Annotated in this window: 15 protein-coding genes and 3 tRNA genes; 9 read left to right on the top strand and 9 right to left on the bottom strand. The window is 56.0% G+C overall.

The genetic code is table 11. The features are described from left to right. The first annotated feature begins 57 nt into the window (after positions 1-57). The 3 genes from FNZ07_RS27405 (at position 58) to FNZ07_RS27395 (ending at position 454) form a co-directional block, all read left to right on the top strand. Positions 58-133: transfer RNA gene (locus FNZ07_RS27405), tRNA-Gly, on the top strand. Between the two features lie 59 nt (positions 134-192). Further along, positions 193-268: transfer RNA gene (locus FNZ07_RS27400), tRNA-Gly, on the top strand. A 112-nt stretch (positions 269-380) separates the two neighbouring features. Next, a tRNA-Cys gene (locus FNZ07_RS27395) sits at positions 381-454 on the top strand. Between the two features lie 92 nt (positions 455-546). Here FNZ07_RS27395 and FNZ07_RS27390 read toward each other — a convergent pair. Next, positions 547-1338: a hypothetical protein gene (locus tag FNZ07_RS27390; RefSeq protein WP_091011597.1), complete on the bottom strand. Its 792-nt coding sequence runs from the start codon at positions 1336-1338 to the stop codon at positions 547-549. A 194-nt stretch (positions 1339-1532) separates the two neighbouring features. Between FNZ07_RS27390 and FNZ07_RS27385 the strand changes: the two genes are divergently transcribed. Beyond that, positions 1533-2126: a TetR/AcrR family transcriptional regulator gene (locus tag FNZ07_RS27385; RefSeq protein ID WP_091011598.1), complete on the top strand. Its 594-nt coding sequence runs from the start codon at positions 1533-1535 to the stop codon at positions 2124-2126. 11 nt (positions 2127-2137) lie between these two features. Here the strand turns inward: FNZ07_RS27385 and blaOXA are convergent, their stop codons facing one another. Beyond that, on the bottom strand, positions 2138-2950 hold the full coding sequence (gene blaOXA, locus FNZ07_RS27380) for a class D beta-lactamase (RefSeq protein ID WP_091011599.1): 813 nt from the start codon (positions 2948-2950) through the stop codon (positions 2138-2140). 141 nt (positions 2951-3091) lie between these two features. Between blaOXA and FNZ07_RS27375 the strand changes: the two genes are divergently transcribed. The 3 genes from FNZ07_RS27375 to FNZ07_RS27365 all read left to right on the top strand — a co-directional run bounded on the left by FNZ07_RS27375 (position 3092) and on the right by FNZ07_RS27365 (position 5653). Next, entirely contained in the window at positions 3092-4000 is a 909-nt protein-coding gene (locus FNZ07_RS27375) for a LysR family transcriptional regulator (RefSeq protein WP_091011600.1), read from the top strand. 268 nt (positions 4001-4268) lie between these two features. Next, on the top strand, positions 4269-4943 hold the full coding sequence (locus FNZ07_RS27370) for an outer membrane lipoprotein (protein WP_091011601.1): 675 nt from the start codon (positions 4269-4271) through the stop codon (positions 4941-4943). A 251-nt stretch (positions 4944-5194) separates the two neighbouring features. Beyond that, on the top strand, positions 5195-5653 hold the full coding sequence (locus FNZ07_RS27365; protein WP_091011602.1) for a DUF2501 domain-containing protein: 459 nt from the start codon (positions 5195-5197) through the stop codon (positions 5651-5653). Between the two features lie 486 nt (positions 5654-6139). Here FNZ07_RS27365 and FNZ07_RS27360 read toward each other — a convergent pair whose 3' ends face one another. Further along, the gene (locus FNZ07_RS27360; RefSeq protein WP_091011603.1) at positions 6140-6952 is read right to left on the bottom strand and encodes a hypothetical protein; all 813 of its coding nucleotides are present in this window, start codon (positions 6950-6952) and stop codon (positions 6140-6142) included. Between the two features lie 11 nt (positions 6953-6963). Further along, positions 6964-7881, bottom strand: coding sequence for a ComEC/Rec2 family competence protein (locus FNZ07_RS27355; protein ID WP_091011604.1), 918 nt, complete (start codon positions 7879-7881; stop codon positions 6964-6966). Between the two features lie 197 nt (positions 7882-8078). Between FNZ07_RS27355 and FNZ07_RS27350 the strand changes: the two genes are divergently transcribed. After that, positions 8079-9080, top strand: coding sequence for a WYL domain-containing protein (locus tag FNZ07_RS27350; protein ID WP_091011605.1), 1002 nt, complete (start codon positions 8079-8081; stop codon positions 9078-9080). A gap of 50 nt (positions 9081-9130) precedes the next feature. Here FNZ07_RS27350 and FNZ07_RS27345 read toward each other — a convergent pair whose 3' ends face one another. Both FNZ07_RS27345 and FNZ07_RS27340 read right to left on the bottom strand, forming a co-directional pair. Next, positions 9131-10459, bottom strand: a complete 1329-nt coding sequence (locus FNZ07_RS27345; protein ID WP_091011606.1) for a hypothetical protein — start codon at positions 10457-10459, stop codon at positions 9131-9133. Further along, positions 10449-16613 (bottom strand): hypothetical protein, encoded by a 6165-nt coding sequence (locus FNZ07_RS27340; RefSeq protein ID WP_091011607.1) that lies wholly within the window; start codon positions 16611-16613, stop codon positions 10449-10451. Before FNZ07_RS27340 ends, FNZ07_RS27345 begins: the two co-directional genes overlap by 11 nt. 425 nt (positions 16614-17038) lie before the next feature. On the opposite strand from FNZ07_RS27340, the gene FNZ07_RS27335 reads away from it, so the two are divergent. Continuing rightward, positions 17039-17443: a DUF2384 domain-containing protein gene (locus tag FNZ07_RS27335; RefSeq protein WP_091011608.1), complete on the top strand. Its 405-nt coding sequence runs from the start codon at positions 17039-17041 to the stop codon at positions 17441-17443. A gap of 270 nt (positions 17444-17713) precedes the next feature. On the opposite strand, the gene FNZ07_RS27330 is transcribed toward FNZ07_RS27335, so the two are convergent. Genes FNZ07_RS27330 through FNZ07_RS27320 form a run of 3 tightly spaced genes read right to left on the bottom strand, consistent with a single transcriptional unit; the run spans position 17714 to position 22910 of the window. Next, positions 17714-19099, bottom strand: coding sequence for a TniQ family protein (locus FNZ07_RS27330; RefSeq protein ID WP_091011609.1), 1386 nt, complete (start codon positions 19097-19099; stop codon positions 17714-17716). Continuing rightward, positions 19096-20235, bottom strand: a complete 1140-nt coding sequence (locus FNZ07_RS27325) for a TniB family NTP-binding protein (RefSeq protein ID WP_091011610.1) — start codon at positions 20233-20235, stop codon at positions 19096-19098. Before FNZ07_RS27325 ends, FNZ07_RS27330 begins: the two co-directional genes overlap by 4 nt. Beyond that, the gene (locus tag FNZ07_RS27320) at positions 20235-22910 is read right to left on the bottom strand and encodes a Mu transposase C-terminal domain-containing protein (protein WP_170275844.1); all 2676 of its coding nucleotides are present in this window, start codon (positions 22908-22910) and stop codon (positions 20235-20237) included. The genes FNZ07_RS27325 and FNZ07_RS27320 overlap by 1 nt, the downstream gene beginning before the upstream one ends. Positions 22911-23948: the final 1038 nt, after the last annotated feature.

Raw genomic sequence — 23948 nt, 5'->3', positions numbered from 1 at the left:
TAATCTCGTTTCTCCGATGCGGGCAGGTCTGGCGCAGCAGGGTACATGCAGTAAAACGCGGGAGTAGCTCAGTTGGTAGAGCGCAACCTTGCCAAGGTTGAGGTCGCGAGTTCGAGCCTCGTCTCCCGCTCCAGATTTGAAGCAGCGTTTGCATGCCGTGTCGAGTGAACGTTGTTGTACATGCAGTAAAACGCGGGAGTAGCTCAGTTGGTAGAGCGCAACCTTGCCAAGGTTGAGGTCGCGAGTTCGAGCCTCGTCTCCCGCTCCAAGCATACGGGGAAGCAACGCTTCCCTTTTTGTTTGGCCGGCCGGTTGGCCATTGCACCCATCTGCGAACCGTTGCAGTTGAAGTGAAGACGACGGTTCGGTAGTCCGCTTACGGCGCGATAGCAAAGCGGTTATGCAGCGGCCTGCAAAGCCGTGTAGGCCGGTTCGACTCCGGCTCGCGCCTCCAGATAAAGCCCTGATTCGTCAGGGCTTTTCTTTTTGGAGCACGCGTCTATCTTTGTGGCGCAGTTGCCAAGGCGCCTGTGGAGCAGGGCCGGCTTACCCAGCACCAGACTGCGTAAGCAACTCTGCCGCATAGCGTCGATAGATCCAGGCCGAACCGGCTGACACGACCACCACTGCTGGAATGGAAAGCAGGTCCTGTATGGACTTCGTGAGGAGACCGCGATTCTCGGCGAGTGCTCCCGGGAATATTCCGGCAACGGCTCCGGCTATCACTCCAACTATCAGCGCGACGAAGGCAAGTGTCAGCGAGATCGCCAGATAGGTTCCAAGGATGCCCAGGCAGTGTCCACGCGAGTCGCGCCAGGCAGCGCGCCAGTGCAGCGGCATGCCGATTGCAACATGAATGGGTAGCAGACTGAGTCGTACATGTACCCATATGGCGAACATGACGACGATGCAGATGACGACTGCGCCGGAGGCAGGCTCGTGCACGCGAATGCCGAGCATGTGAAACGCAACGATCATGAGGATGACGATCACCGCCATGAGCGCCATCGTGCAGGCCGCGAAGCCATAAACCAGTCCGCCGTACTTCAGATAGCTCCAGCAAGCGGATGCGCGTGCGATCGCAGTTTCATGGCGGAGCAATACGTGTCGTAGTGTTTGCACGGCTGAGACGGTGATGAGCAGAAGTCTGAGTAACCACAGTGCACCGAGCGCAAGAAATACAGAAAACGAATGCGATCCACGCAGTTCATTCCTTGCGACACCAATGAAGAAGAGGCCTGCCGAGAGCGCGACAACGAATAGAGGGTACCTCCCGATGAAGTTCGCTGCGTCGCGCCACGCGCCCTCGACACATTGCTCGAACGTAACCTTATTCATTCCCGTCCCCCGTTCTGCGCTTCGGTAGCGTTGACATGGCGCAATGGAATCTGATGCGCTCACGGTTGATGTATTGGTCTGTTTCTGTATTCGGTTTAGGCGCGGCGCCATGATTTTGCCACGGTCGTCACGCCTATGCCGCCTCGTTGATCCCCAATGCTAATATGCCCCACGTCTGTCCAGAGAGGTGAGCCATGCGCGCAAGCAAGCGCCAGCAAGTCGTGGATACAGCGACCGCGCTCTTTTCGAAGCACGGTTTTCATCCTGTCGGGGTCGACTGGATCATCGACGATTCAGGCGTAGCGAGGATGACCCTGTACCGGCACTTCGCGGGCAAGGACGATCTCGTGAGGGAAGTGCTGGAGCAGCGCTACACGTATATCGTCGGCAGTCTCGAGCAGAGCGTGTTGCCGCTCGTCGACCCGACTGATCGCGTGAAGGCCATCTTCGACTGGTACGGCGCGTGGTTTCACACGCCTGAGTTTGCCGGCTGCCTGTTCGAGCGGGCGCTGGCGGAGTTCGGAACGACGTATCCGAAAGTGTCGGAGGTGGCGATCCGCTACCGTCAAAAGATAGCGAACTGGATCGCCGAATTGCTCGCCGATGTCGTGTCGCCCGATGCCGCGAAGCAACTGGGCAACGTTTTCATGATGCTGCTCGACGGTGCGACGGTCGAGGCGCGTGCAGTCAACGATCCGGTTGCGGCAGTGCGTGCGTGGCAGGCCGCCGAGTCACTGCTGAATCAGGCAAAGATTCAGTCGCACGCGTTGGCCGAAAGCACGCGTTGATGCCGCATCCTTCAATCCGCACGCGACTTCAAGATACGGGGCAACTCCTTCAATAACGCATCGCGATTCCGCATGCCGGTCGTACCAGGCTCCTTCCTTTCGTCCTGCGTCAGGCGCGCGAACACGACGGTCTGCGTTCCTTTCGTCGCCCACCCGACGAACCAGCCATAGCCATGAGCAGTATCGTCGGTGCCGTCCGCTGCGCGCGGAAAACCGGTGCCGGGTTTGCCGTGCACGTCCCAGCCGCCGGGTAACCGGGTCACTTCCGTGATCTGGTTCGTCATGTCATACGCATGGGCGCTGACGGGCAAGCGCCGGTTGACGACCTTCTCCAGAAACGATACTTGCTCAAGCGGAGATATCTGTAGCGAAGAATCGACCCACGCGTGCACGAGGCCATTATGTTTGCCCGGGTCACCGGACAGATCGCGATTGCCGTACTGGAACGCGTCGACATATTGCTGGACGCGCGCTGCGCCGAGAGACTGCGTGACCTGCTGCGAGAACCAAACTACCGAGTACTTGATCCACCGTGTCGGGTCCGTAGTCTGACGCCAGTCCGGACCACCCCAGTCGGGGTAGCTTTCGCGAAACGGCAGTGCCGGCGTATGCGCATCTTTCAGAAAGCCCGAGTCGAAACCCATCAGGCTGATCGCGATCTTGAAGGTGGACGCGGACGTCACGCGTTCGTTGCACTCGCCTTGTTGCATGAAGATTTTCTGGGACCCGGCGTCGGCCATGACTGTGCAGATCGTTCTGGCCTGCACAGAAGAAGCGGCGAGTCCGGCTGTGGCAAGGCTCAACAAAAAGCGTCGCAGGTGCATCGATTTGTCTCCACGGCAGGGTTATTGGCGACCGGCTGCTGGTTGATCGAGTATGTCGCAGCGCAGACTATCGCCGGTTTCCGCCCCATCGACAAACGATGATAAATTGACGCACCCACAAGAAAAGCTAATGCCAGACCCATGCGACTCCAGTTACCGCTCAACGCGCTGCGCGCGTTCGAATCGTCAGCGCGACATCTGAGTTTTACCAAGGCGGCGCTCGAACTGAGCGTCACACAGGCCGCGATCAGCCAGCAGGTCCGGATGCTAGAAGCGCGGCTCGGCACGGCGCTCTTCAAGCGCTTGCCGCGCGGACTCGCGATGACCGACGAGGGCCTCGCGCTCTGTCCGGTATTGACCGAAGCATTCGATCGTATGGAAGCGGTGCTGCGGCAATTCGAAAACGGCCGCTTTCATGAGGTGCTGACGGTCGGTGTGGTGGGTACGTTTGCTGTCGGCTGGTTGATGCCGCGGCTCACTGCATTTCGCGCCACGCATCCGTTTATCGAGTTGCGTCTCATGACGAACAACAACGTCGTCGATCTTGCCACCGAAGGACTCGATTTCGCGATCCGCTTCGGCGACGGTACATGGCCCGGTTCGCTCGCGCTGAAGCTGCTCGATGCGCCGCTGTCGGTGCTGTGCCTTCCCGAAGTCGCGAGGCGCCTGAAGGTGCCCGGCGATCTCGCCGGTGAAACGCTGCTGCGCTCGTACCGCATCGGCGACTGGACCAGTTGGTTTGCCGCGGCACAGATTCCTCCACGTCCGGTGCGCGGCCCCGTGTTCGATTCATCGCGGCTGATGGTCGAGGCCGCGATGCAGGGCGCCGGCGTCGCGCTCGCGCCGACCGCGATGTTCGAGCACGAGATATGCGCGGGCCGCCTCGTCCAGCCGTTCGATATCGAGGTCGATTCGGGCAGTTACTGGTTGACCATGCAGAAGGGCAAGGCACCGACCCACGCGATGCGCGTCTTTAACGACTGGATCGTGGGAGAGGTCAGCCGGGAAGGGATAAACACGTCGTTCGAAGCGGCCACGGTTTCGTCCTGATGCGCTTCGCCATTGCGTTCTGAGTAAGTCGATTGTAACTATCGGTAAAGTGTTCCGTGCACATCAATGTTAAATGCGCGTAGGCCATTTTTGCCGATCCTTATCTGTCGCCCTTTTGCGGTCGACATACGTTAAATGGCGTACACGTCAGCGGCTCTTTACGCGCGCATTGGGCGTACAGGCCGTTACAACTTGCCGTTGAATTCATTCTCCTTACAATCCACACTGCGCTCTATCTTCACTCAAGGGCCATCGCCCGGAGATCATGATGGACAACGCAAATCAGTCATCCAGTCGCATTCATCCGCTCGTCGCAACCGCGGCCGGCGCCGTCATTCTTGCGAGCGCCGTCGGCATCGCGGCGATGACCGGCATTCTGCCGAAAGCACACAGCGACGATGCACCGTCCACGGCGCAACAACAAAGCGCCCAGGTCGCGGCGGCTTCCGCTACGCCCGCTGTGCAGCCTGCACCGGTTGTCCAGGCTCAGCAGCCTGTGGTCCAGCAACCTGCCGCACCGGTGGTGCGCCGGCCTGTCCATGTCGCGTCGCGCCCCGTGCATACCGCACCGCGTTATGAGCCCCAACCGCAGCCTCAAGTGATCGTCGATCGCGATGTCGGTACCGTCGAATCGATTACGCCGGTCACGCAGCAAGGTCATGGCACCGGCCTCGGTGCTGTCGGCGGCGCGGCGGCAGGTGGCCTGCTCGGCAACCAGTTCGGACGCGGCAACGGCCGCACTGCGGCGACGATCGTCGGCGTACTGGCGGGTGGCCTTGCGGGTAACACGGCCGAGCAGCATCTGCGCAGCGAGACCGACTACCAGGTCCGCGTGCGGATGGCCGACGGCACGACGCGTGTGATGACCTATCAGCGTCCGCCTGAATTCGGCGTCGGTCAACGTGTACGGGTCGACGACAACGGAATTGTCGGCGCGGGCTAACGAAATATCGTTCGTCGCGGCCCTGGTGTTGCCGGTACCTGGCAGACCTGCGAATTCACTCGCATAGCCTGTTGTCTATGCGTTATGAGTGCCTGCGGGTCTCATGTCCGGATCCGGTGTGCGCGACGACCGATGTACTTCCGATGGCGAATCGCGCAATTCGACTGAACCGCATGAGTCCGTGCCGGTCGTAGGTGTCAAAAGCACTATAGTAAGTAGAAACAACTTCAGTCGACCCAAGGAGGATGAGTATGAAAGTACGCACGTATCGCGCCGCAGCTACAGGAATCCTGTTCGCCGCATTGCTGCCGTTTTCGGCCGCGCATGCGCAACTCGGCAATCTGCTGCCAGGGGGCGGGTCGAACAGTTCGTCGTCTGGTGGACTTGGAAGTCTCGGTGGGCTCGGCAGCTCGTTGTCGGGGTCGTCGCTGACCTCGGGCAGCACGGGCAACGTCGCCGGCGTGCTGCAGTTCTGCATCAAGAACAACTACCTGAGCGGCGACAGCGCGTCGTCCGTCAAGGACTCGCTGATGAGCAAGCTGCCCGGTGGTTCGTCCACTTCGGATAGCGGCTACACGCAGGGCTCCCAGGGCATCCTGAGCGGCAGCAATGGCAAGCAGGTCGACCTGAGCGGCGGTGGCGGTCTGAAAGAGCAGGTGACGAAGCAGGTCTGCGACAAGATACTGTCGCAAGGCAAGTCGCTGCTGTAAATGCATGACGCGGTACGCTACATGGCAATGACCAGGCAGCGTACCGCGTACCGCGCATCGACCTAGTCGTTGCTATGCAGCGCGGTGTTCAATCCTCCCCAACGGGATGAGTCGGTAGCGAGCACTTCTACCGCATGAGACAGGACGGATATTTTTGCACCAAGCGCAAGGATATGCTTCCCTAGACAAAGTGCAACGATATGCTTCTCTGACAAAGCCGGCCTTGTGCCGGCTTTGTTGTTTCCGCGTTTGGATGAATGTAGAAGAGGTGTTTCGACGACTAGTGCTCGAATTGGCCGGGCAAGAAGCGATTGCCTCGATAGTGCAGAGCGCGTCATGCTCGGCAGCTTCGATTCTCGAAAAACTATATCCACCAGGTCCTCAGCGAGTCCTCAAGAACTACAACGGACTTTTGACTGCAGCAGTAGAGACAACGCGGAGCGCCGCGTGTGATACCGGCCGGCAACTTACCATGTTCACTTCAGATCAACTGAGGTTGCCGTGGGTTCGTCGTAACTCCTGCGCATCGGACGGAGGGCGAGCGGGTTTCTTTGACAGTTCTTCCAACGCCTCCCATAGCCGTTTTGCGTAGCACACCCCTGCAAACCACGCAGTGTCCGCCGTGAAGTGGAGACACCACAGAGCTGAAAGTCCAAGTGACACCAGGAACACTAGGCTGTGCGCGAGATCCAGACCCGAACTTGACAAATATGGCGTCTGCAGACGCAAAATACCGCCGTGAAACGCGGATGCTATCAATGTTGCGACGGCAACGCAGAGCCCCACCCAGCGTGAACCATAGGCGTTCCGGTTAAATCCATAAGCGACCAATTCCTTAAAAATGAAGGGAAAACGCTTACGGTCATTGGTGAGAGGTCGTAGTGCATCTGCCGCAGCCATATAGGCTTCGTCTGCCTGAACAGGATGCTGTTTTTCCTCTTCCAAACTAGGTATTGCGACGCCAAGGCGCAAAGCGACTAGGCTGTGGTAACGAAGTTTAGTTTGCTGGGGCAAATACGTATCCCTGTGCCTTAACAGCAGGGTCGATGGCTGCCCATCCCACCGGCGATATAGGCGGTTTTGTGCGCGCAATCCCCACGTCCGAACGAAACTGGACAGGAAGTAAGGGCCGCCGCAAGTCGCAAGCACACTGCTAAGCCCTACGACAATCGGATTCGTTGCACCGTATAACAGCGTAAGGTACGTGATCGGAGGGAGGAGTAGCAGCAAACCCGGCAAGAGACGCGCATTCAGTTCGTACTGGTCAAACATCTTTGCGAAAATTCGATCCCAGTTCATTGCCACCGCCTTTATGCCGCTTTCACTTGCGGTGTGTACTCGGTTTCAACGGTGATGCTGCCGATGTAGTTGTCGAAGGCGTTCCCCCTCTGCTCGTCAATCAAGTGATCGGCCGTGTAATTGGAACTCGAAACGTAGAAATGTATCTTGTTGCCCACGCACTCCATCGTGATGTCGCCCGCGCGATTCTGGGTGATTGTCTCGTAGCCCGTGTAGTAGTGCAGGTGACGCGAAGGAGCCTCACCGATGATGATGATCTGAGGATCCAATTTTTCCAGCCACGAGTCCGGGATTTTCCCGGATTCCCTGCCGTGGTGCGATCCGAAGACGACGGTTGTCTTCTCCAGGTGGATGTGGTCGGCGATTGCTTCCATGAAATCATGCTCTAAGTCGCCCAGCCACATGACACTTGCGCCGTCTGCTACCGCATATCGAATCACGGCAGAGATGTTGTTGAAGCTCTCACCGGCGTTGCAAGCTGCGAGCGCGCCTTTGAAATCCGAATTACCGGTGTCGGGCCACAGAACATTGATGCCGGAAGCACCCCGCTCGGCATCGGAAAGATTCATCCACTTGCGGGAACACCCCTTATGCATATAGAACGCCTTCGCCGTGTCATCGCGAAGCGAGCGATAGCGTTTGAACGACTCCGTCTCCACCTCTTTGATCGCTCGGTTTTTGACCACGTAGAAGTTTGCGATCGGCATTTCATCATCCAATAGCTCGATTCCACCGAAGTGATCCTGATCGGGATGAGTCGAAATGAAACGAGTGACTCCCTTGTTAAGGGACTCGCGCTTGAGCTCTCCGATGCGAGCCGAAGCATCAGAGGCACTAAGGTTACAGTCGATAATGGTGAAGTTACCGCTGTTGTGCTTGATGTAGAACATGTCGCCGTTTGCCACGGCAAAGCTCTTTACGATTGACATTGAAGTTCCTTCATACGAATGGACAAGCCCTTGAACAGCCTCTCTGGTCTGAGCGGCTCCTTACAACTGGGGGAGCCGACTGACACGCGCTCAATTCGGACTCGAGGTCCCGCGAAGGATGTCTTGTGGATCACGGCGATTGTCAGTAAAGTAACTATACGTATATTTTTTATGCGCGTCAACTTTCTATACGGACTATGACTGATCAACCCAAGAATCGCAGCTCCAATCCGAGTGCGAAAGATGAAGGAAAAATGAAAGAAAGTAGTCGTGTAGTGGACACGAATCCAATAGTTGGCACTCGTTCCAGCGGGAAGGCGCAACCCGAGGGTAGCGATTTGGGGCAAGTCAAATGGAGCCAAGAGCGCCGACTGCAGTTCATTGACTTCCGGCTGCAGTGGGAGGGCCGGATCAATCGCAAGGACGTAACAGATTTCTTTAAGATATCGGTGCCTCAGGCGTCGGCCGACATCTCACGCTATGCGGAACTGGTACCCGACAATTTGCACTACGACACCAGTTCGAGGACCTACATTGCTTTGGCTGGCTTCGCTCCACTCTTTGAGTCCAGCGGACCAAGACAATACCTGTCACAGCTACTGGCACTAGAGCGAAAAATATTGGTTCATGATCAAACGTTCTTGTCAGTCCGCCCTCCTGTGGCTTCTGTTCCCATTCCATCGAGAACAATCGAATCAAAGACGCTGACTCTCATGCTTCGAGCTATTGCAGAGCAAGCCATGTTGGAGATTCAATACCAGTCGATCGTTCGCGACGAGGAGCAAGCGCGGTACATTAGCCCTCATGCTTTTGGGTACGACGGCGTACGTTGGCACGTACGTGCCTACTGTCATCTGCGTAAAGGCTTTAGGGATTTTGTTTTCGGACGAATCCTGTCGGCGGGATCGCTGACGGCATCCATCGTAGATTCAGCCGATGACCGAGAGTGGAACACCTATATCAAAATCGTTTTAACGCCGGGCGCTTCGCTTACCTCCGCGCAGCGGCGTGGTGTTGAGATAGATTACGGTATGAGCGACGGCAAGGTAACGATCGATTGCCGCCAGGCGATGCTGTTTTACACCCTGCGAACACTCAACTTCGAGGTAAACGGTCTGCCACGAGAGGGTGAGAAGCAGCTTGTTATTGCCAATCTCAAAGATATCAAGCCGTTTTTACCCAACCCGGGTCAAGCCTAACTATAAGGGGGCGGTCGTCGCATCGAGTCGTCGAACAAGCCACCTCTGCACTATGCAGAAGTATCAAAAGACTCGAGCATCCGGTACGCCCATTCCACGTGACGCCAGCCAACGTAATGACCATGGGCGATAGCATTGCGAAGGTGCAACGCGTCCCAGTACAAATCCGAAACCGCGCCTGCCGGACAACTCTTTAGGTTCTCGCCCAGCGAGGCAAATGCCCAGAGATCTTCAACACGCTCGGGGCGTATGGGAAACGCATTCGGATACACTACAAAGTAGTCGTTTCCATCCTTGAATCTTTGGTGTGCTTCGACTGTTTTGGTTGATACCTTGTTTGGATCCTGACGTCCGTGGAGCCGACTCTGGATCTGGCTCTCGAACTTTAGGCAGAGCGACAGGATCTCCGCCGCTAGGGGGGCACATACCAGTTGATGACGAAGCGCCCACACTTTATTCTTCGCGAGCGAAGGCAATGCCAATAGTGCTCTCGATGCCCATGGAACGACATGGAAGCCATTCATCGAAGGTGGCCGCCAAAGCAGGCTCTTTGCGAACAACTCCGCTCGCAACACCTGTCGCCTTGCTGGCTCAAGCCGGTCGACCTCTTTTCCCACACACACTAGTTCGTAAAGAGCCTCTCTTCCAGGGTGACTCGCCAATCGCTCGCCAGCGTGAGTTTGAATTCTCCGCTCCAACTCCTCATCGTCGCCGACCCTGGAGTCTTCAGTCTCTTTGTTGAGTGACAACGCATAATCCAAGCTCCCACCCGCTTCCCAGGCTACGCGGTGGTGCAAATACGATGGCCAAAGCGCGTTGACCGTGCTTATGGATGAGGTGTCGGCGAAAACAGGGTGCGAAGTGTGACCGCTCAGATAATCACAGACGGGTGCGGAATTGACGACACCACGGTCATCGAACACAAGCGCGCACAAGCGTACTGGGTCGGTGGCCTTGCGGTAATACTCCAGTAGATCGATGAGGTTTTCCCAATCACATGGATTGACCGACGCGGATTCTATGAAGACCAGCAACAACGAGCGATCGAGCAAGCGACTCTTGATTCGAGGACGGGCTTCGAAGGGACTAATTTCTGGATCGAGTTCGAAATCGTGAAGCAGTGCTTGTATCGGGGTGCCGAACCGATCTCCGCATAAGATCCGCCTAACATCCAACCGGCGTTCGCCGCCGTTTATGCCATGTATGAAACGTGCAACAGACGGGAGCAGTAGGTCACCAATTTCGGCATTCTCGGTGCGAATCACGCACACCCCCCCCTCATGCAACCATGGCTTTGCTTCTGCCCAAGCGCAGAACGGTTTCGAGCCGCGAAACGACCAAGGCGACGAAAAGCCGGCCAGAGAAACCTCAAGTTGCATCTTGGTGGCTCAGAGCCTTGATCAATCGAACTAAAGTGCCCGACGTGTCGAAGCGAACGCGGCCCAGCGACCGGGAGTTCGATGATGCGCCGGCCTCCGTTTTTTGAGGCAAAAGTCCTGCCTCGATGAGTAATTTCAGAGCCGACCAGTCACTAGGGTCGCTCAGTGGTGCATTTTCACCATCACGAGAACGATCGAGCAGCGCCCAATACTCGGGAAGCTCTCGTTCCAGATCGAATTCTTCGACGACTTCCTCCGCTACATGAACGGACATCTTCAGCAGTTCGATCTCGCGAGACGTGAGACCATCGACGTGAGAGGTGTCACTGAGCATGCGTGCAGCTTCGGGTAACTCGGCTTCGAGTTGCGATAGCGCTGCCTCTAGGTCGTCTTGCGTAACGTCGGAGCCGGAGGCGTGGGGCAGCAACCCGTCGAACAAGCCAGCGAGAAACGGAACGAGAGCTGTCGCTCGTGCGATCTTAGCAATTCCATCGCTCGTCTTGAAGTGAAGCGCTCGTGCGTCTTCAAACCACCATGCCAATGTAGCCTCCGTCAAGCGGCCAAGCGTGACTGCTTCAACCGGGACGTCGCCACCGTCAAGGGAGTATCTTCTTGCGACGCGCTGCAGATCCAGGCCGCCGATCAGCACTAGGGGACGACCAACATGTGAGGTTAGAAAGGCAGGCCAGTCGCGCGTCCCCACCTCGCTGAACACTCGCTTCCCGTCGGCTAAGAGAGCTGGTATGGGTTCGTGTCCCATTGATTCCGCGAGGGATTGCAGTTCAGAGCCCAAACGATCCGGGACACCGCATTTCTTGTCGAGCAGCGCCGATATCCAGTGACCTCCAACGACCACCAACTTGCAATCATCAATGTTGTCTTGGTGATACCAGTAGCGAATGAGGTCAAGCGCGCTTTCTGAGAGCACACATTCAGCTAGGCGCCGTTGGGACGTTCCGGCGCGGATAGCTTGTATCTGCTGTCTTACCTCCAGTGCAACCTCCGACTGCTGTGTTAGCACTGGCAGAAAATGGGGAAATCGGAGTCGATATTCCCGAACACCGAATCGCGGAGCATCGGATACGGTCAGGAGTTCGCGATCAATGAAGTCTCTTAGATTTCGCTCGATCTCCGCCAGCGGTGAAGCATCGACTCTTTCAAGCCAATCGAGGTTCGCATCAATCTCGCGGAGTTTCCCAAGCACTTGAACAGGACCGTCAGTCAGTGCGAGTCCCGGTTCTAGATCCTTAAGCGCGAGTAGTGTTGCACCGAACACGACCGCGCCCATCCGATTCCCCTGGAAATTGTTGTTAACAACAGTCTTGATTTCGTCGAGCACACCCTGATCGCCTAACGTCGAAAGTACTTCGTCGTGAGTGACCGTTAGCGTCTCTCGGTTCGCTGAACGGGTTGCACGTCTGAGGCGTTTAACGAGACTCTCACCGAATCGGATAAGGACCGCGGGTTGAAACCCACAACGCATCGCCACAAAGGGAGCGTGGCTTCCCAGCGCAACACCGATACGCGCGAGCATTCCTTGAAGAAAGTGAACGGCTTCCTCTTCCGCCAGGGGACGCAAAACAAGCACGTCTCCCGCGTTCGCCCAGACACCACCCCTCGTATTGGTGACTCGATAGCCCGAAAAAATCGTTCGAATTCGTGGTAGTTGATTCGAGTCCACTTGGGCAGGCAGTTCCTTCATCATGCGGAAGCTGAGGGAGCCCTCACGAACGGTGTCATATCGTGCAAGCTGGCCTTCGACGAATGCGTCTGCTTCATCGAGTATCAGGAGTACGCTATGCCCGGGTTTCTCGTTCAAAAAACGCTTCATGTATGCCGAATATCGTTCTGCCGGAGTTTGCTCCTTGAGTGCGATCGCCTCGTGCAGGCCGAAGCGCTCAGTCATCTCGTCGAGGATACAGTCCACTACCCATCGCTCCGACTCTCCGCCGGCGATCGTGATGAAGAAGACGCTAAGCTCATTTGCCGAGGGAAGTGGATAGCCATCGAACGTATTTGCCACATACTTAAGCAGGGCGCTCTTTCCGAGTTTTCGACCCGAGAACACGCGCGAGTAGGACCAACCGAGTGCGACCTTCTGAGCCTCTTGAGTCCGACCAGTATAGGTTTCCAGTCGGACGTGCTGACCATCGAGGCTCGAAAAGGGCGAGGCTCGATCAAGCTCTAGCTGCTCTAGCATTATTTCGAGAAAGGGCACGAAATCGTGACCGTCGGCCACTGCCGAAGCGGCATATAGTCGGCAAAGATCGACATCATCGACAATCGCCGCGGCGATACCACGCTTACGTAACCCTCCGCCAAGGTCATCCCTACGCGCTAGCGGAATCGCAGGTGCGAGAAATACGACTAGGGACCCTGCCGCCTCACTACTTGCGGCTTTACTCCAGTCATCTAAGACACTTGCGCCGTAGCTCGTGTGGTGGGGCGAAGAGGCTATGACAATCTGGCTGAAATCCGCAAGTTGAGGCAGAAACGTCGGGTTCAGCTTCGATCTTTGGAAGTAGCTTCGAATTGTCTGGCAGCTGATGACTGTTTTCCGCTCCTTATGTTCCCGTAGCTCAGCTAGCTTTACAGGGAATCGTTTCTGATTTTCGTTTGTCGATCGCCCCACTTCTCCACTGATCATGGCGTAGAACAATCGAGGCAGTCCTTCTCGCTGGTTCGATTCTGGCGCAGCAGACGTCCAAACTTCCGTCAGCCGATTCAGTTCTGAGGTAGAGCCGCGAAAGTCATAAGTCAATTTCGTTCTAGGTTCAGTCCACAACTTGACTGCGTCGTCGCGCCAGATTGTTCTGCGACCGGCCAAGCGATCCGAGGTGGCCTTGGGAACGTCGCCAGTATGAAATAGCGAGACACCTGCGCGATAATCATCAGACTTAAAATAGGTTCCGATGCGCGTGGCAAGGTCTTCCGATCTCTCGCGTGCGACCTCGAGAAGAGCACCTGCTTCCGAATCGCGATGTACAGTGGCTCGGGTCACCATCTGCCTCAACCAGGCCAGAAGAAGAAGATTCTTCGCGATCGAGGCGCTTGCTGTCGCACCGACCGCCGTCAGTGACTTGGCCTCATCCACGATGACCTTGAGCCTCGATTCCGTCGAGGACATAAGTTCGTTGCTTGATCCCCAGAGCCTCTCCATTTGCTTCGTTGCTTCGAACGCGCCGTCTTGGAGCTCCAGAGCATACCGGTGCAGCAATGTCCTCTCATGCGATTGCAGCACATCGGTACTCGATAGGGCAGCCAATATGTCGCGCCGCTCACCTTCCGCAGCAATATTTCGCAATGCAGTCCATAGCGAACCGTCCTCGTCGATAAAAGTGGGCTCTTTCGTCCGCCAATCCTGCAACAGAACGCTGACCGGAATTGGGTCCTCGAAGCTCAGGGCACGAATACCTTCACGAGCGATTCCTCGCTTCTTCAACGCATCTGGATTCACGTACCTGATGATGTCTGCGTGATTGATCAAGTAACCGGATTTCAGTCGCATTCCACTGGTATGTGGCTTCCCTACCAGCACCGCAGAAAACATCGAAGTGCACAAGCGGTCGGTCGTGCTCGACGAAGATCCAGAAAGCAGCCTCGAACCGGCCTCATGCGGAATGCCATCGTAAGAAGCGCGCTCGTGCTGTTGTTGCGTGGTAAGCCTTTCCAGTGCATCGGCGACGTGACTAATAGCCGTCACGATCTGTTGCGCAGCACTGTCGGCTACGGATCTATCTTGGTGTTTGACGCTCGCAGCATCCATGATGCGTTTAAACGAGCGACCGAGCTCCACCACGCGTTCAGTGAGCCTCGCAGATTTCCACTTCAATTGAACACCCGCTCTCGGGTCACTGGGAGCAAGATCGTCTCTGAGAGGCGCAACCTCCTCTGTTACAAACTTCGTCCATGCCGCTCGACAGTGCGTTCGCTGGATTCTGCCGCCCGCCGCGCTCCATAGGGTTGCGACTTCTGTTCTGAGAGCAGCCTGAGCCAAACGAAGGCTTGCTTTGATATCTTCCAGCGTTTCCTGTGGCCCTTCTAGGAGGCGCGCGCGCAAAGAGTCGAGTGGATTCAGCTGTGCAGCCCAGCCACTAAGCAGAAACCGCACGATCTCACTGAGCGCTGGATCGTTGTACGACGCGCGCTCGAGCAATGCCTCAATCTCAGGCTGAGTGAACGAGAACGGAGACGTCGGCCGCAACGCCTCCAGCATAAGCCCCATGCCAAAGGTCAACTTCGCGGACGGTGAGGGCAATGTGAGGCTAATGCGCAGTCGGTTTACCCGAGAGGCGTCTCGGCCAGTGCCCGGAGAGTCTGGCGCGGACAAGAGCTCATCAGCACTCGCAAGATCGCCCATCTCAAAGGATGTCGGAACTCCCAGCGCGCAGGTTGCCTTAGCGAATAGATAGGCAATCCCAGGCTCCCCGAATTGCCACGCATCGAGAGCTTGTCTCGTAAGTTCGGAAGAAAAACCGGGGGTGATCCACGGTGCAGGCACAACTTCGCCTCTAGCATCAACCCAGTGGGACTTGCAGAAACTCGCGAACGATTCGAATTCGTCGCCTATGGACTGCATACTCGTCGGCACAGCCGCTGCAAGTGCTGGCTGAAAAGTACCTGCATCCTCCTCGACCGCCTGCGCTCGGTTGATCGGAGAAGTGGCTTCGTCATTCGCCAGTGATGGCGGCTCGACGTGCGACATTTCCCCGTCCGCCTCATCGCCAGCGCTCGAGTGTGTTTGTTCGACAACCTCATCGTCGGCAACGGATGTCGGAGCTTGAGTCTCGTCATTGGCAATCGGCGATTGGGACACTTGCTCAATGTGAGCTTTCACATCGAATTGTGTGTTGAGGTTTTCCGGTATTGGTTGTGGAACAATTGTTCCAGCGCGATCGCTCTCGATCGGCGCGGACCCACTGTCGTTTTCCTGCTTTATGTCCGCTGGCGTGGCGCCAAAGATCAGTTTTCCGCGTACAGCGGCTGCAGCTACGGTCTTTCCAAAAATTTCTTCCGCCTCATTCTGGAGTAGAGCTGCTTCCTCATCGTCTAATCTCTCCCCTTCGTCAACGAGGCGAATGAGCGCTCGCACAGCACGCTCGGCCAACGTGGAAACTACTCTCTCCTTTAGACTGCGTTCTAACTCATCGCACCTTGCCCGTATTAATGTACCGCCAGAGAATGTTGGATCAGTTTTGTGCTCAATTGATCTGCATCGTGCGAGATTGAACAACACCTGTGTCTGTTGGTCGCGTGCGGTGAGCGCAGCTTCGAGATCCACAACGCTTGAACTCGACACCTTCAATTGTGCAGCAGCGTAGGCGTGCTGGCCGTGAACTTTCCTCCACACCTCAATTGTTGGTACCAAATCCGGAATTCTGCCCGTAGCGATCTCAGCGGTGGCGTCGACCAAATGAGCCTTAAGAACATCAAGCCCGTTTGTTATCGCCAGTAGTGTGTCTGCATCGATAGATTTCCCGGTCGGGTCGCTGGGTGTCGGTAGAACATCGAGGTCGTGCTCCTCGCTCCGTGGAGATAGGGCAGACGGTGACGTGATATCGGAGTTTTGCTGCAATTGTCTTAACGTGTCGAACGCGAGCGTCAGCCCTTTCCATCGAGGATTGCACAGCAAAAGGCCGCCACAGACGACGGCCAAATCGTGCGCCCGGTGGCGGGATGTGAGTGAATGTGCTTCGCTCTTCGCTTCCTCAGGCGCAAAATCGGGGATCTCTCCTTTCAAGGCGCCGGTTTCGTCACGCGGACAATTCAGAGCGTCCAAGATGGCGTTCAGCGCCTCGCGCCAGATATCTTGTATCCATCGACACAGCGCACCAACGAGGAACGGCTCAGCATTAGGAACTGCCAAGAGGCGTTCCTTGTGCTTACTGATCAATCGGCATAGCTCGACCGTCGACAGGTCACGAGCCGAACCCGGCAGCAGCGAAGTCGAACGACTGACGTTCTTTTTAGATTCAACCTCTCTGAGTGCGGCGCACAATCTCTTGTAAGTCGAAGTGCCATGATTCAACCGACGTGCGTAATTGCCTGCAAACTTCCAGTACTCAATCTGTTCCTGGGCGGCAAGCAACTGCCATACCTCCGATAGATCGACCTCCCGGAGGTTCTCTCTTTTTGCTGTGGTACCTTCCCCCATTTTCGGCCCCCGAATTTGTCACTTCTGGTTACTATTTTTCACTATCATCCCATCTTCAGCGGTGTTGGGAAAGAGCGTCACGGGGATCCACTGATGGTGCAACGCGGATGCTCGCCGAAGAGCATCTGGCCAGGTTACTGGAAAACGAGTCGAGAGCACATTACCTGTGGGAGCGTCAACCCGATCTACTTTCTGAGTTTGAAGCGATTGTTGAGCCTGTTTCCCTTAAGTAACAACAATTCGGTGCCGTTATATAACCGCCCAGATTCCAGAGCCCGACGACTCGGCTGACAGCGCGAGAGCTGATCTCGACACCCTCTGTCGGCAAGCGGCACTGGGCTTCGTCTTATCCAGCAGGGGGTGTATTGGGGGCGACCTTGCTGTGCTATGAATGTGCGTGTCCGGTGCGTCAACATGGGTCGCTCATGCCAACCTCTACCGATCATTTCCCGGGATCGATTGCTACGTTTGATCAATTCATGGAGTCCCTGCGGGATCCGACGAGCGCTGTTCCTATTATCTCCGCGCGGCGGTTTGCTGACGCTCTGCACATCAATATGCAAGTATTCGCGCAGCAGGCGAGAGTGCATTGCGACGTCGTCCGTTGCTCGCCGGAATCAGCGAGCGTGCAGAGTTTCCTTCGAGAGGCATTGCGCGTAATTCGGGCGGCTGTTGACGTCCGTGGCGATGTTTCGGCGACGCTGTTCTGGTATCGAAATCAGCCTTTGGTGGTGTTCGATTACAAAACGGCTGAGCGACTGGTTTCGGAAGGACGCGCAGACGATCTTCTGCGCTACGTCCTTTCGCTCGAAGCTGGCATGCTGGGTTAATGACGGCTGGTGGTCGACGAGACGAATGAGGAGCAATCCAGGTATGAAAGCAGGTCGACTTAAATTCATGACACCGCACACTGCAACCTACTTACAGTCAGCTTGATGTCATTCGTTTTGCGGGCCAGCTACCTGCAGCGCTCCCCAAACCACATTCCTGGTGTTGTCGACTAGTCGAGCGACTTGCTCCGTCATGGTTGGGTCGAAATTCTTTCTTCATCCATTGCTCTATCGCTACGCCACCGTCATGGTGACGTAGCGACCGATGCACTATGCTTCTGGGCCTCGGTCCTTGCCTATGGATCCGGCCAACTGGTCCGTCCGAAGCGCGTAGACCGCTTCCCGCACCACCGGATCCTGCAATGAAAGCCCGACTTTCCCGAGCACGTCGTCCATCAGGTCCCGTGTCACTCGTACTCGTCTGGCATATAGTTCCTGAATCATCTGTATAGCGAGATTCCGGTTTGTATCAGCCCGATTCTTCGCCTGTGCCCTTACCCACTGGCGGTGCAATGATGATATCTGGCGACACTCATCTTGAAACCAGTAGATGAGAAACGTATGTCGACGGCCGAGTTGTGCGGCAATGTCTCTCATTGGCAGTTCGGAGTAACCACGCGCAATGATTTCGCGCAGCGCGCTTTTCAATCGATCTTGTTCCGCTGCAGTCAATCGAACAGGGGTGCGCTTAGGCGCTCGCAATTTCACGTCCGGAGGGCAGAAAGAATCGGGTATGCCATCGATGAGAAATGCGACGGGCGTCGTGTTCAGTCTGCTGGTGAACTGATAAAAAGCAATAAATGACGGCTTGTGTCGTCCGAGCTTCCAGTTGCTGAACACGCCCTCTGCGAAGCCGATTGATTTCTCAAATGATTTGACCTTCCCTTCATAGAATCGGTCGGCTGCTTCCTGAAGCCGTTGCCAGAAATGCTCAGCAGTCAAAAGATGCCGGATAGACGCGCCGAGGGTGATCATTTCCGTTACGGCGTCGATCGAGCGTTGCGCGTCCGCTGATATGCAATGTCCGGCAGTGGCTCTTGCGGCGTCACCTTGCTGTGCCAGTGAGCATCCACAATACGAACAGTGATCCAGATAGTAGTGCCGGGGCACAAAGGGCTGAGCCTTGCCGCAACCTGGACAGTTCTGCTCGAGCGGCACCTCATGCACAGGGCAATGACGGACAATGATTGATTGCCAGATGAGAGGGTAGTATGGCTCCACACCGCTCAGTCGCCAGTGCTCAAAGCAGAGCGGGCACCATTGCGGGTGCAGATGTAGCATGCGTCGTGAACGGTACTCGAACAGCGCATTCCATTTGAGGAAGGTGCATTCGTCGAGACCCGACTGCATTGTGAGCTTTTCCAGGCTGGTGGTAATTTCAGCAGCATACTTCCCCAGCCCGTTCATTGTGTTCAGGTAGGTCGTGACGAACTTCGCGCTGCATTGCGTACAATTGATATCGCAATCCCTCAGAATTTCTTCCTTGACGAGAACCGCTGGCTTGACAAGGTGCGCGTGAGCGAGCCGGATGACCAGGCTGTGCAATGCTTCGACCATCACGGTTCCCTGTCCCATCGGGCTGATCGAGAACAGCCGGCTGCGTTGTGGCATCACCCATTCCGGGCTTGCCCAGAGTTCAGAGGCTGCATCTTTCATAGTTTGCCTCCTACCTGGTCACGGCCGGGTTTTCGCTTGCCCGGCTTGTGGTGACCCTTTGCTGATCGGGTGGGGCGATCTGTCTCGCGTTTCGTGCTTAACACTGGAGATGGTGTCTGGGCGAACCCCAGCCTGCGAGCCAGTTCCTCTGTCTTGACATCATCCAGCAGGCGCTCTCCCGCCTGCGCCTCTTCGAGCATGGTGATCAGTCTGTAATTTTCGTACGAGGTACTCTCCAGAAGATCAGCGTCGATCGATCGGTCGAGCGTGAGTGCCTGCTCAAGTGCGAGCATTAGCCATTTTTTCAGGATACCGACGCATCCGATACAGTTCATCAGGAAGTAATCGGGGCAATCGACGAGGTGCTTCTCCCACGGTACGGGGAGGGCGTTAAGCAGACTATAGACGGTGTTCTGGAATGATTCACCGTAGGGGTTGCCGGGCTTAAGATCTTCCTGAAGATACCGGCCCAGATGTATCACCTCGGTACGACGCATCAGTTGCCCATGGAAGTTTTCGCGATTGAGCAGATCGTAGGTAGACGAAAGGATCAACGGGATCTTGATGTCGTTGGACAGGGACTTCACCAGGTCAAGCTGCAATAGATGCCGCGAAGCCGATCGTGCACGAAACAGGTTGCTCGCTTCGTCGAATGCGATGACCCTGGTCTTTCTGTTGCGTACGCAGTTTTTGACGGCTCGACGCAACTCTTCGGCTACGAGTCGCGATGGATTGGCAACGATCTCTCCTTCGAGCTCTGCCTGCAGGCGAGGAATCATCTTCCGGGAAATAAGCGGCTCGTCGAATGCCGAGATGATGCGAATACCTGTGTCTTTCCAGTTGAAGTCTCCGGAGATCGGCGACGGGAGTTCGATTGAAATGGCCGGGACCATCGAGAAATCATGCTCCATCTCGGCGGCGAACGACTGGTTGACCCGCTTCACGAACTCCCGGATCAACACGGACTTCCCGACACCGGTCGGGCCGACGAGCGCGATGATCGACTCGCTATGTGAGGGGTTGCCGATCTGATTCAGTGCCTTGAAGGCCTCCTCGAGCTTCAGGTGCATGAAGCGCTGATCACGGTAGGCCGAGATCTTCATGGCCTCGGGTGAGTCTGGGGAAAATTGCTGCATCAGAAATCTCCCAGAAGCTGAGGTTTGTACACGTGAAGTTCAGGCTCATCAACGGCCTCGGCGTCGGACCAGACCGAGCCTTCGGTCACTTCGGTGATAACGCCATCGTCAACGGGCCGGCCGCTTTCGGATTCCTCCTCATAGAGCCGCTGCATATCGAGTACCTCGTCAGCCGCCGTAGTGTTAAGGAATTCGGCTAGTCGTTTCGCATTGAGTGGCGCTTCAATGCCCGCTTGACGGGCCTTCCCGCGCAGAAACTCGCTTGCTATCTGCATCTCTTTTTCCGATCGCCCCCTGAAAGTCAGGTAATGCTCGGAGTGACACTCGTGCCATCGGTTATCAACGTAGGCATAGGCAACGCCCATATTGAACGGGTCATACCGAACCGGAACGTGCTGTCCGATGCTTCTGAAAATCCGGAGTACAGGGGACGTGTAGTAAAGGTAATTGACCTTGATGCCTCGAACGGTGATTTTTGCCGTTCCTTTGGGGGTCGACGGGAAAGTGAGCATCAGAAACGCTTTCGAGTACGGAATCCTCGTGTGTTCCCGCTGTCCGGATATATCCAGTCCCCGGTTGAACATCTCGTTGGGGCTGCACCCAAGAGTTGAGTGGTAATTCTCGTGATAGACGTTGTTGAAATACTGCTCCAGTCGCATGTTGAAGCGCTCGTACGTCCATATCGCCAGCCGTTCGGGCGCGACTGATTTTGTTTTCTTTCTGAACTCTCGATCGGCCTGGGTGTTACCGAGGAGATTGAAGATGAAGGTCTCCTGGGTGACGTTGAAGAGGCTCTCGATCACGCCTCCGTCTCTCGGACGACCTGGTCTGCGGTGCAGTTTGTTGCGGTTAAGTGCGGCGAGCAGCCTGTCGAAATATCCGGACTGAAAATCCTTCCCATTGTCGACCACAACGAATTGAGGAACGCGTCCATGTCGTCTCACGCAGTCCCGAATGATCATCATGTTTGATCGATAGGAGGGGGGGTCGAAGGTGAGGTAATAGGCCAGAATCTTTCTCGAATAGGCGCAAACCATCAGCGAGAGCCAGACACTCTTCAGCAGCTTCCTGTTGCTGCGTGAAACGAGGCGTATTGGCAACGGCGTATGGTCGAGATGGGCGATGTGGAACGGATGAGTGCCGTGTCTCGGTGTCGTATAGTCGAGCCAGTCGGCCAGCAGGATTGGTTCCATTTCATATGCAACACGACTCCCGAACCGTTTCACCGCTGCATCACTGTTTTTGAGTATCCTGATCTCGCGCAGGAAGGTCTTCCGGCTGGGTGCAGTCAGTCCGATGGCTTCACACCTGTTGATGACTTCGCCGAACATGGCTGTATTTGATTTCTGCCTGGGATCAGTCCAGTCACGATGGAAGATGTCCGCCATGATGCTTACAACTGGCGGGTCGATTCTTCTTTGACGATTCCCCTGTGTGTGTTCCCAGTTTGGTATCAGCCCCACAAAGCCATAGCCTTTGAAGCGCTGTGCTCTGCGAAAACTGGCAAGCCAGTATTGACGGGTTCGTGTGGCCGAGGTCGTCAGAGGGCCCGAGTAATTCACCGCGAACAAGGCCTTGTAGCGCTCGAGTGCTCTCGCTAGCTGGTCATCGCTCGCGCGTTCCAGCCATTCGAGGCAATCTTCCTTGCCGTCGACCGGTTTCGCATACGGAATGATCTTTCCTTCTTTCGCGAGCGCGTCGACCAGGGTGGATTCCAGGTCGATAAACTCCGTTCCACCCTGAGCTCCCGGATCGAGGCAGCGGCATGCGATTAGGGTATCGCCGCGATTGATAACCTCCCATGGCTTTCCATCCCAGTCGAACCGCGTGCCGGGAAGAAGCTCCAAGATAACGTTGCCTCTGGGTTCGCTGATCCGGGATTGTGCGAATGTGCGATACGCGGATGCGGACTGTTTGTCACGAAAAACAAGTGCACGTTCAGTGTCCGCTATTCGCTCGTTTACCAGATCAAACGTGACCCGGCCTTTGGCAATTTCCGCGTAGAGCGTATCGGCGATGTTCGGGATAGCACCTAGAATTGCTGCCGCTGTGGCCCAGGGCCGATCAGTGAGATATTCCCGTAGCGCGCATTGCTGTCCCACATCGGTTTGCGGTTCGGCAACGAGGTAGTCGCGCAGGAACTCGATGTTCTCGATGAGTACAGGATTGTTATCGTTTGTGGATCTGACTCGAAACATCACCCCGAACTCAGCGGCAGATTCTTCCCCAGGAGCGCATCGCCAGCTCTTCGATTCGTCGACTGAATAGGTGTGGGGAGACTTTATCGCAAGTACCAGAAGATCCTGCTCTGTCTTGCATTCGATGAACTCAAAACCGCTATTTGTGATCCTGAAGAAGTCCGGTGTGTAGGTATACGTTGATCGCCTGTCGTTCGGCAAACGCTTGCGGAGCGTCAGGGTAGATGGTTGTGAGTAGAACTCGAGTGTCTCGTCATCAAAGTCCCACGTAACCGCGGCCGCATATTCCGTGCTGCGTGCTTCGCACTCGATCACGAAACCCATCTTGCGACTGGCGTACCGGACGATGTTGCTTCGCTTCCCACCGCCCACGGTACGGACTGGAGCGTTTTCCCGTATCCACTTGACCCGCTTGCGACCGGCTTCTGGTGTGTCAAGCCTGTCAAAGAGCTCCTGCAGTTCGGTGTCGCTCAGCATGATGCGCTCCCGTGGGTCATGGGGAAATGAGGTGATTCCTGCTGTGCTTTCCATTCGTGGAAGAGATTGGCTCCAGCTGCGCGCGCTGGAGTGGGCTGATTGATATTGCTCATTTGCGTTTCTCCGAGGTAGCCGTCTCCCTGGAATCCTCGGGGGCTCCATGCGGGCGACGACGGGATAAAGACGTCCGCTGCCGGATCCGAAATCCGGCAGGAACAGACGAGCAAAGAGATTCCTGTTGACAGACAGGAAAAAACGCGGGATAAATGAGCTGTCCCGAGCTAGGACAGCGCAATTCCCAAAACGGCCCACGCTCCTGCAAGAGCACGGGCCGTTTGCGTTTCAGCGGCCTTCAACCGTCGAGTGTCGAGGGCGGCCTCTCTGAGTGGGGTCAAGGTATCGTGCTGTGCGTGATTGATTCCTCCGATGAGCGATGTTATGGCCGACAGAATATTTGTCAGTCGCGAAGGTGTTAAATCTAGCTGATTATTCTGGTTCGATGCAATCCCACTTTTTTGTACCTTTGTTTGAATCGGCGTGCAGCGGCTAAACCTTCCCTGTGAAGGAGTTTGAGCCGGAGATGGGTTGCTTGCTAATTTAAATCAGCAAAGGTGATGAGTGAAATTTTGGTCGATGATTTAAATCATGTGACATCCTGATTTTAATTACATTTGTTTGTGTACTTTCGAATAGCGCCGAAACGGGTGGGCACGGGGATTGTGCAGACACTGTCTGCACAATCCCGCCAGGTGGCTACGCCAGCTCGTCTGGATCGCACAGAAACTGCGACATGCCTGGCTGCCTCTGCGCCTCGGACGGGGACCCGTGATTGTTCAAGGCGTTGTTCAGACGAACACGCGATTGTGGTTCGCTCGGAAAACCACCTCATGCATCAAGCACTCGCCGACGCACTCAAATAGATACAACAGATTCGTGGCGCATCATCAAACGATGACTCCAGGAATCACGGCTCGTTGATGTCACCAGCAACGGCGCAGGATCCGCATCAGCGGTGCTTGGGCTTGTATTTCCCACGGG

It is taken from the genome of Paraburkholderia megapolitana, assembly GCF_007556815.1.
Taxonomy (GTDB): Bacteria; Pseudomonadota; Gammaproteobacteria; order Burkholderiales; family Burkholderiaceae; genus Paraburkholderia; species Paraburkholderia megapolitana.
This window is presented reverse-complemented; position numbering and strand designations above follow the sequence as displayed.

Excerpts from the sequence above, each read along its gene's own strand:
- FNZ07_RS27365 (WP_091011602.1), top strand. The coding sequence starts at position 5,195 with ATGAAAGTACGCACGTATCGCGCCGCAGCTACAGGAATCCTGTTCGCC.
- FNZ07_RS27340 (WP_091011607.1), bottom strand. The coding sequence starts at position 16,613 with ATGGGGGAAGGTACCACAGCAAAAAGAGAGAACCTCCGGGAGGTCGAT.
- blaOXA (WP_091011599.1), bottom strand. The coding sequence starts at position 2,950 with ATGCACCTGCGACGCTTTTTGTTGAGCCTTGCCACAGCCGGACTCGCC.
- FNZ07_RS27360 (WP_091011603.1), bottom strand. The coding sequence starts at position 6,952 with ATGAACTGGGATCGAATTTTCGCAAAGATGTTTGACCAGTACGAACTG.
- FNZ07_RS27335 (WP_091011608.1), top strand. The coding sequence starts at position 17,039 with ATGCCAACCTCTACCGATCATTTCCCGGGATCGATTGCTACGTTTGAT.
- FNZ07_RS27325 (WP_091011610.1), bottom strand. The coding sequence starts at position 20,235 with ATGCAGCAATTTTCCCCAGACTCACCCGAGGCCATGAAGATCTCGGCC.
- FNZ07_RS27330 (WP_091011609.1), bottom strand. The coding sequence starts at position 19,099 with ATGAAAGATGCAGCCTCTGAACTCTGGGCAAGCCCGGAATGGGTGATG.
- FNZ07_RS27355 (WP_091011604.1), bottom strand. The coding sequence starts at position 7,881 with ATGTCAATCGTAAAGAGCTTTGCCGTGGCAAACGGCGACATGTTCTAC.
- FNZ07_RS27320 (WP_170275844.1), bottom strand. The coding sequence starts at position 22,910 with ATGCTGAGCGACACCGAACTGCAGGAGCTCTTTGACAGGCTTGACACA.
- FNZ07_RS27375 (WP_091011600.1), top strand. The coding sequence starts at position 3,092 with ATGCGACTCCAGTTACCGCTCAACGCGCTGCGCGCGTTCGAATCGTCA.
- FNZ07_RS27390 (WP_091011597.1), bottom strand. The coding sequence starts at position 1,338 with ATGAATAAGGTTACGTTCGAGCAATGTGTCGAGGGCGCGTGGCGCGAC.
- FNZ07_RS27370 (WP_091011601.1), top strand. The coding sequence starts at position 4,269 with ATGGACAACGCAAATCAGTCATCCAGTCGCATTCATCCGCTCGTCGCA.
- FNZ07_RS27385 (WP_091011598.1), top strand. The coding sequence starts at position 1,533 with ATGCGCGCAAGCAAGCGCCAGCAAGTCGTGGATACAGCGACCGCGCTC.
- FNZ07_RS27350 (WP_091011605.1), top strand. The coding sequence starts at position 8,079 with ATGACTGATCAACCCAAGAATCGCAGCTCCAATCCGAGTGCGAAAGAT.
- FNZ07_RS27345 (WP_091011606.1), bottom strand. The coding sequence starts at position 10,459 with ATGCAACTTGAGGTTTCTCTGGCCGGCTTTTCGTCGCCTTGGTCGTTT.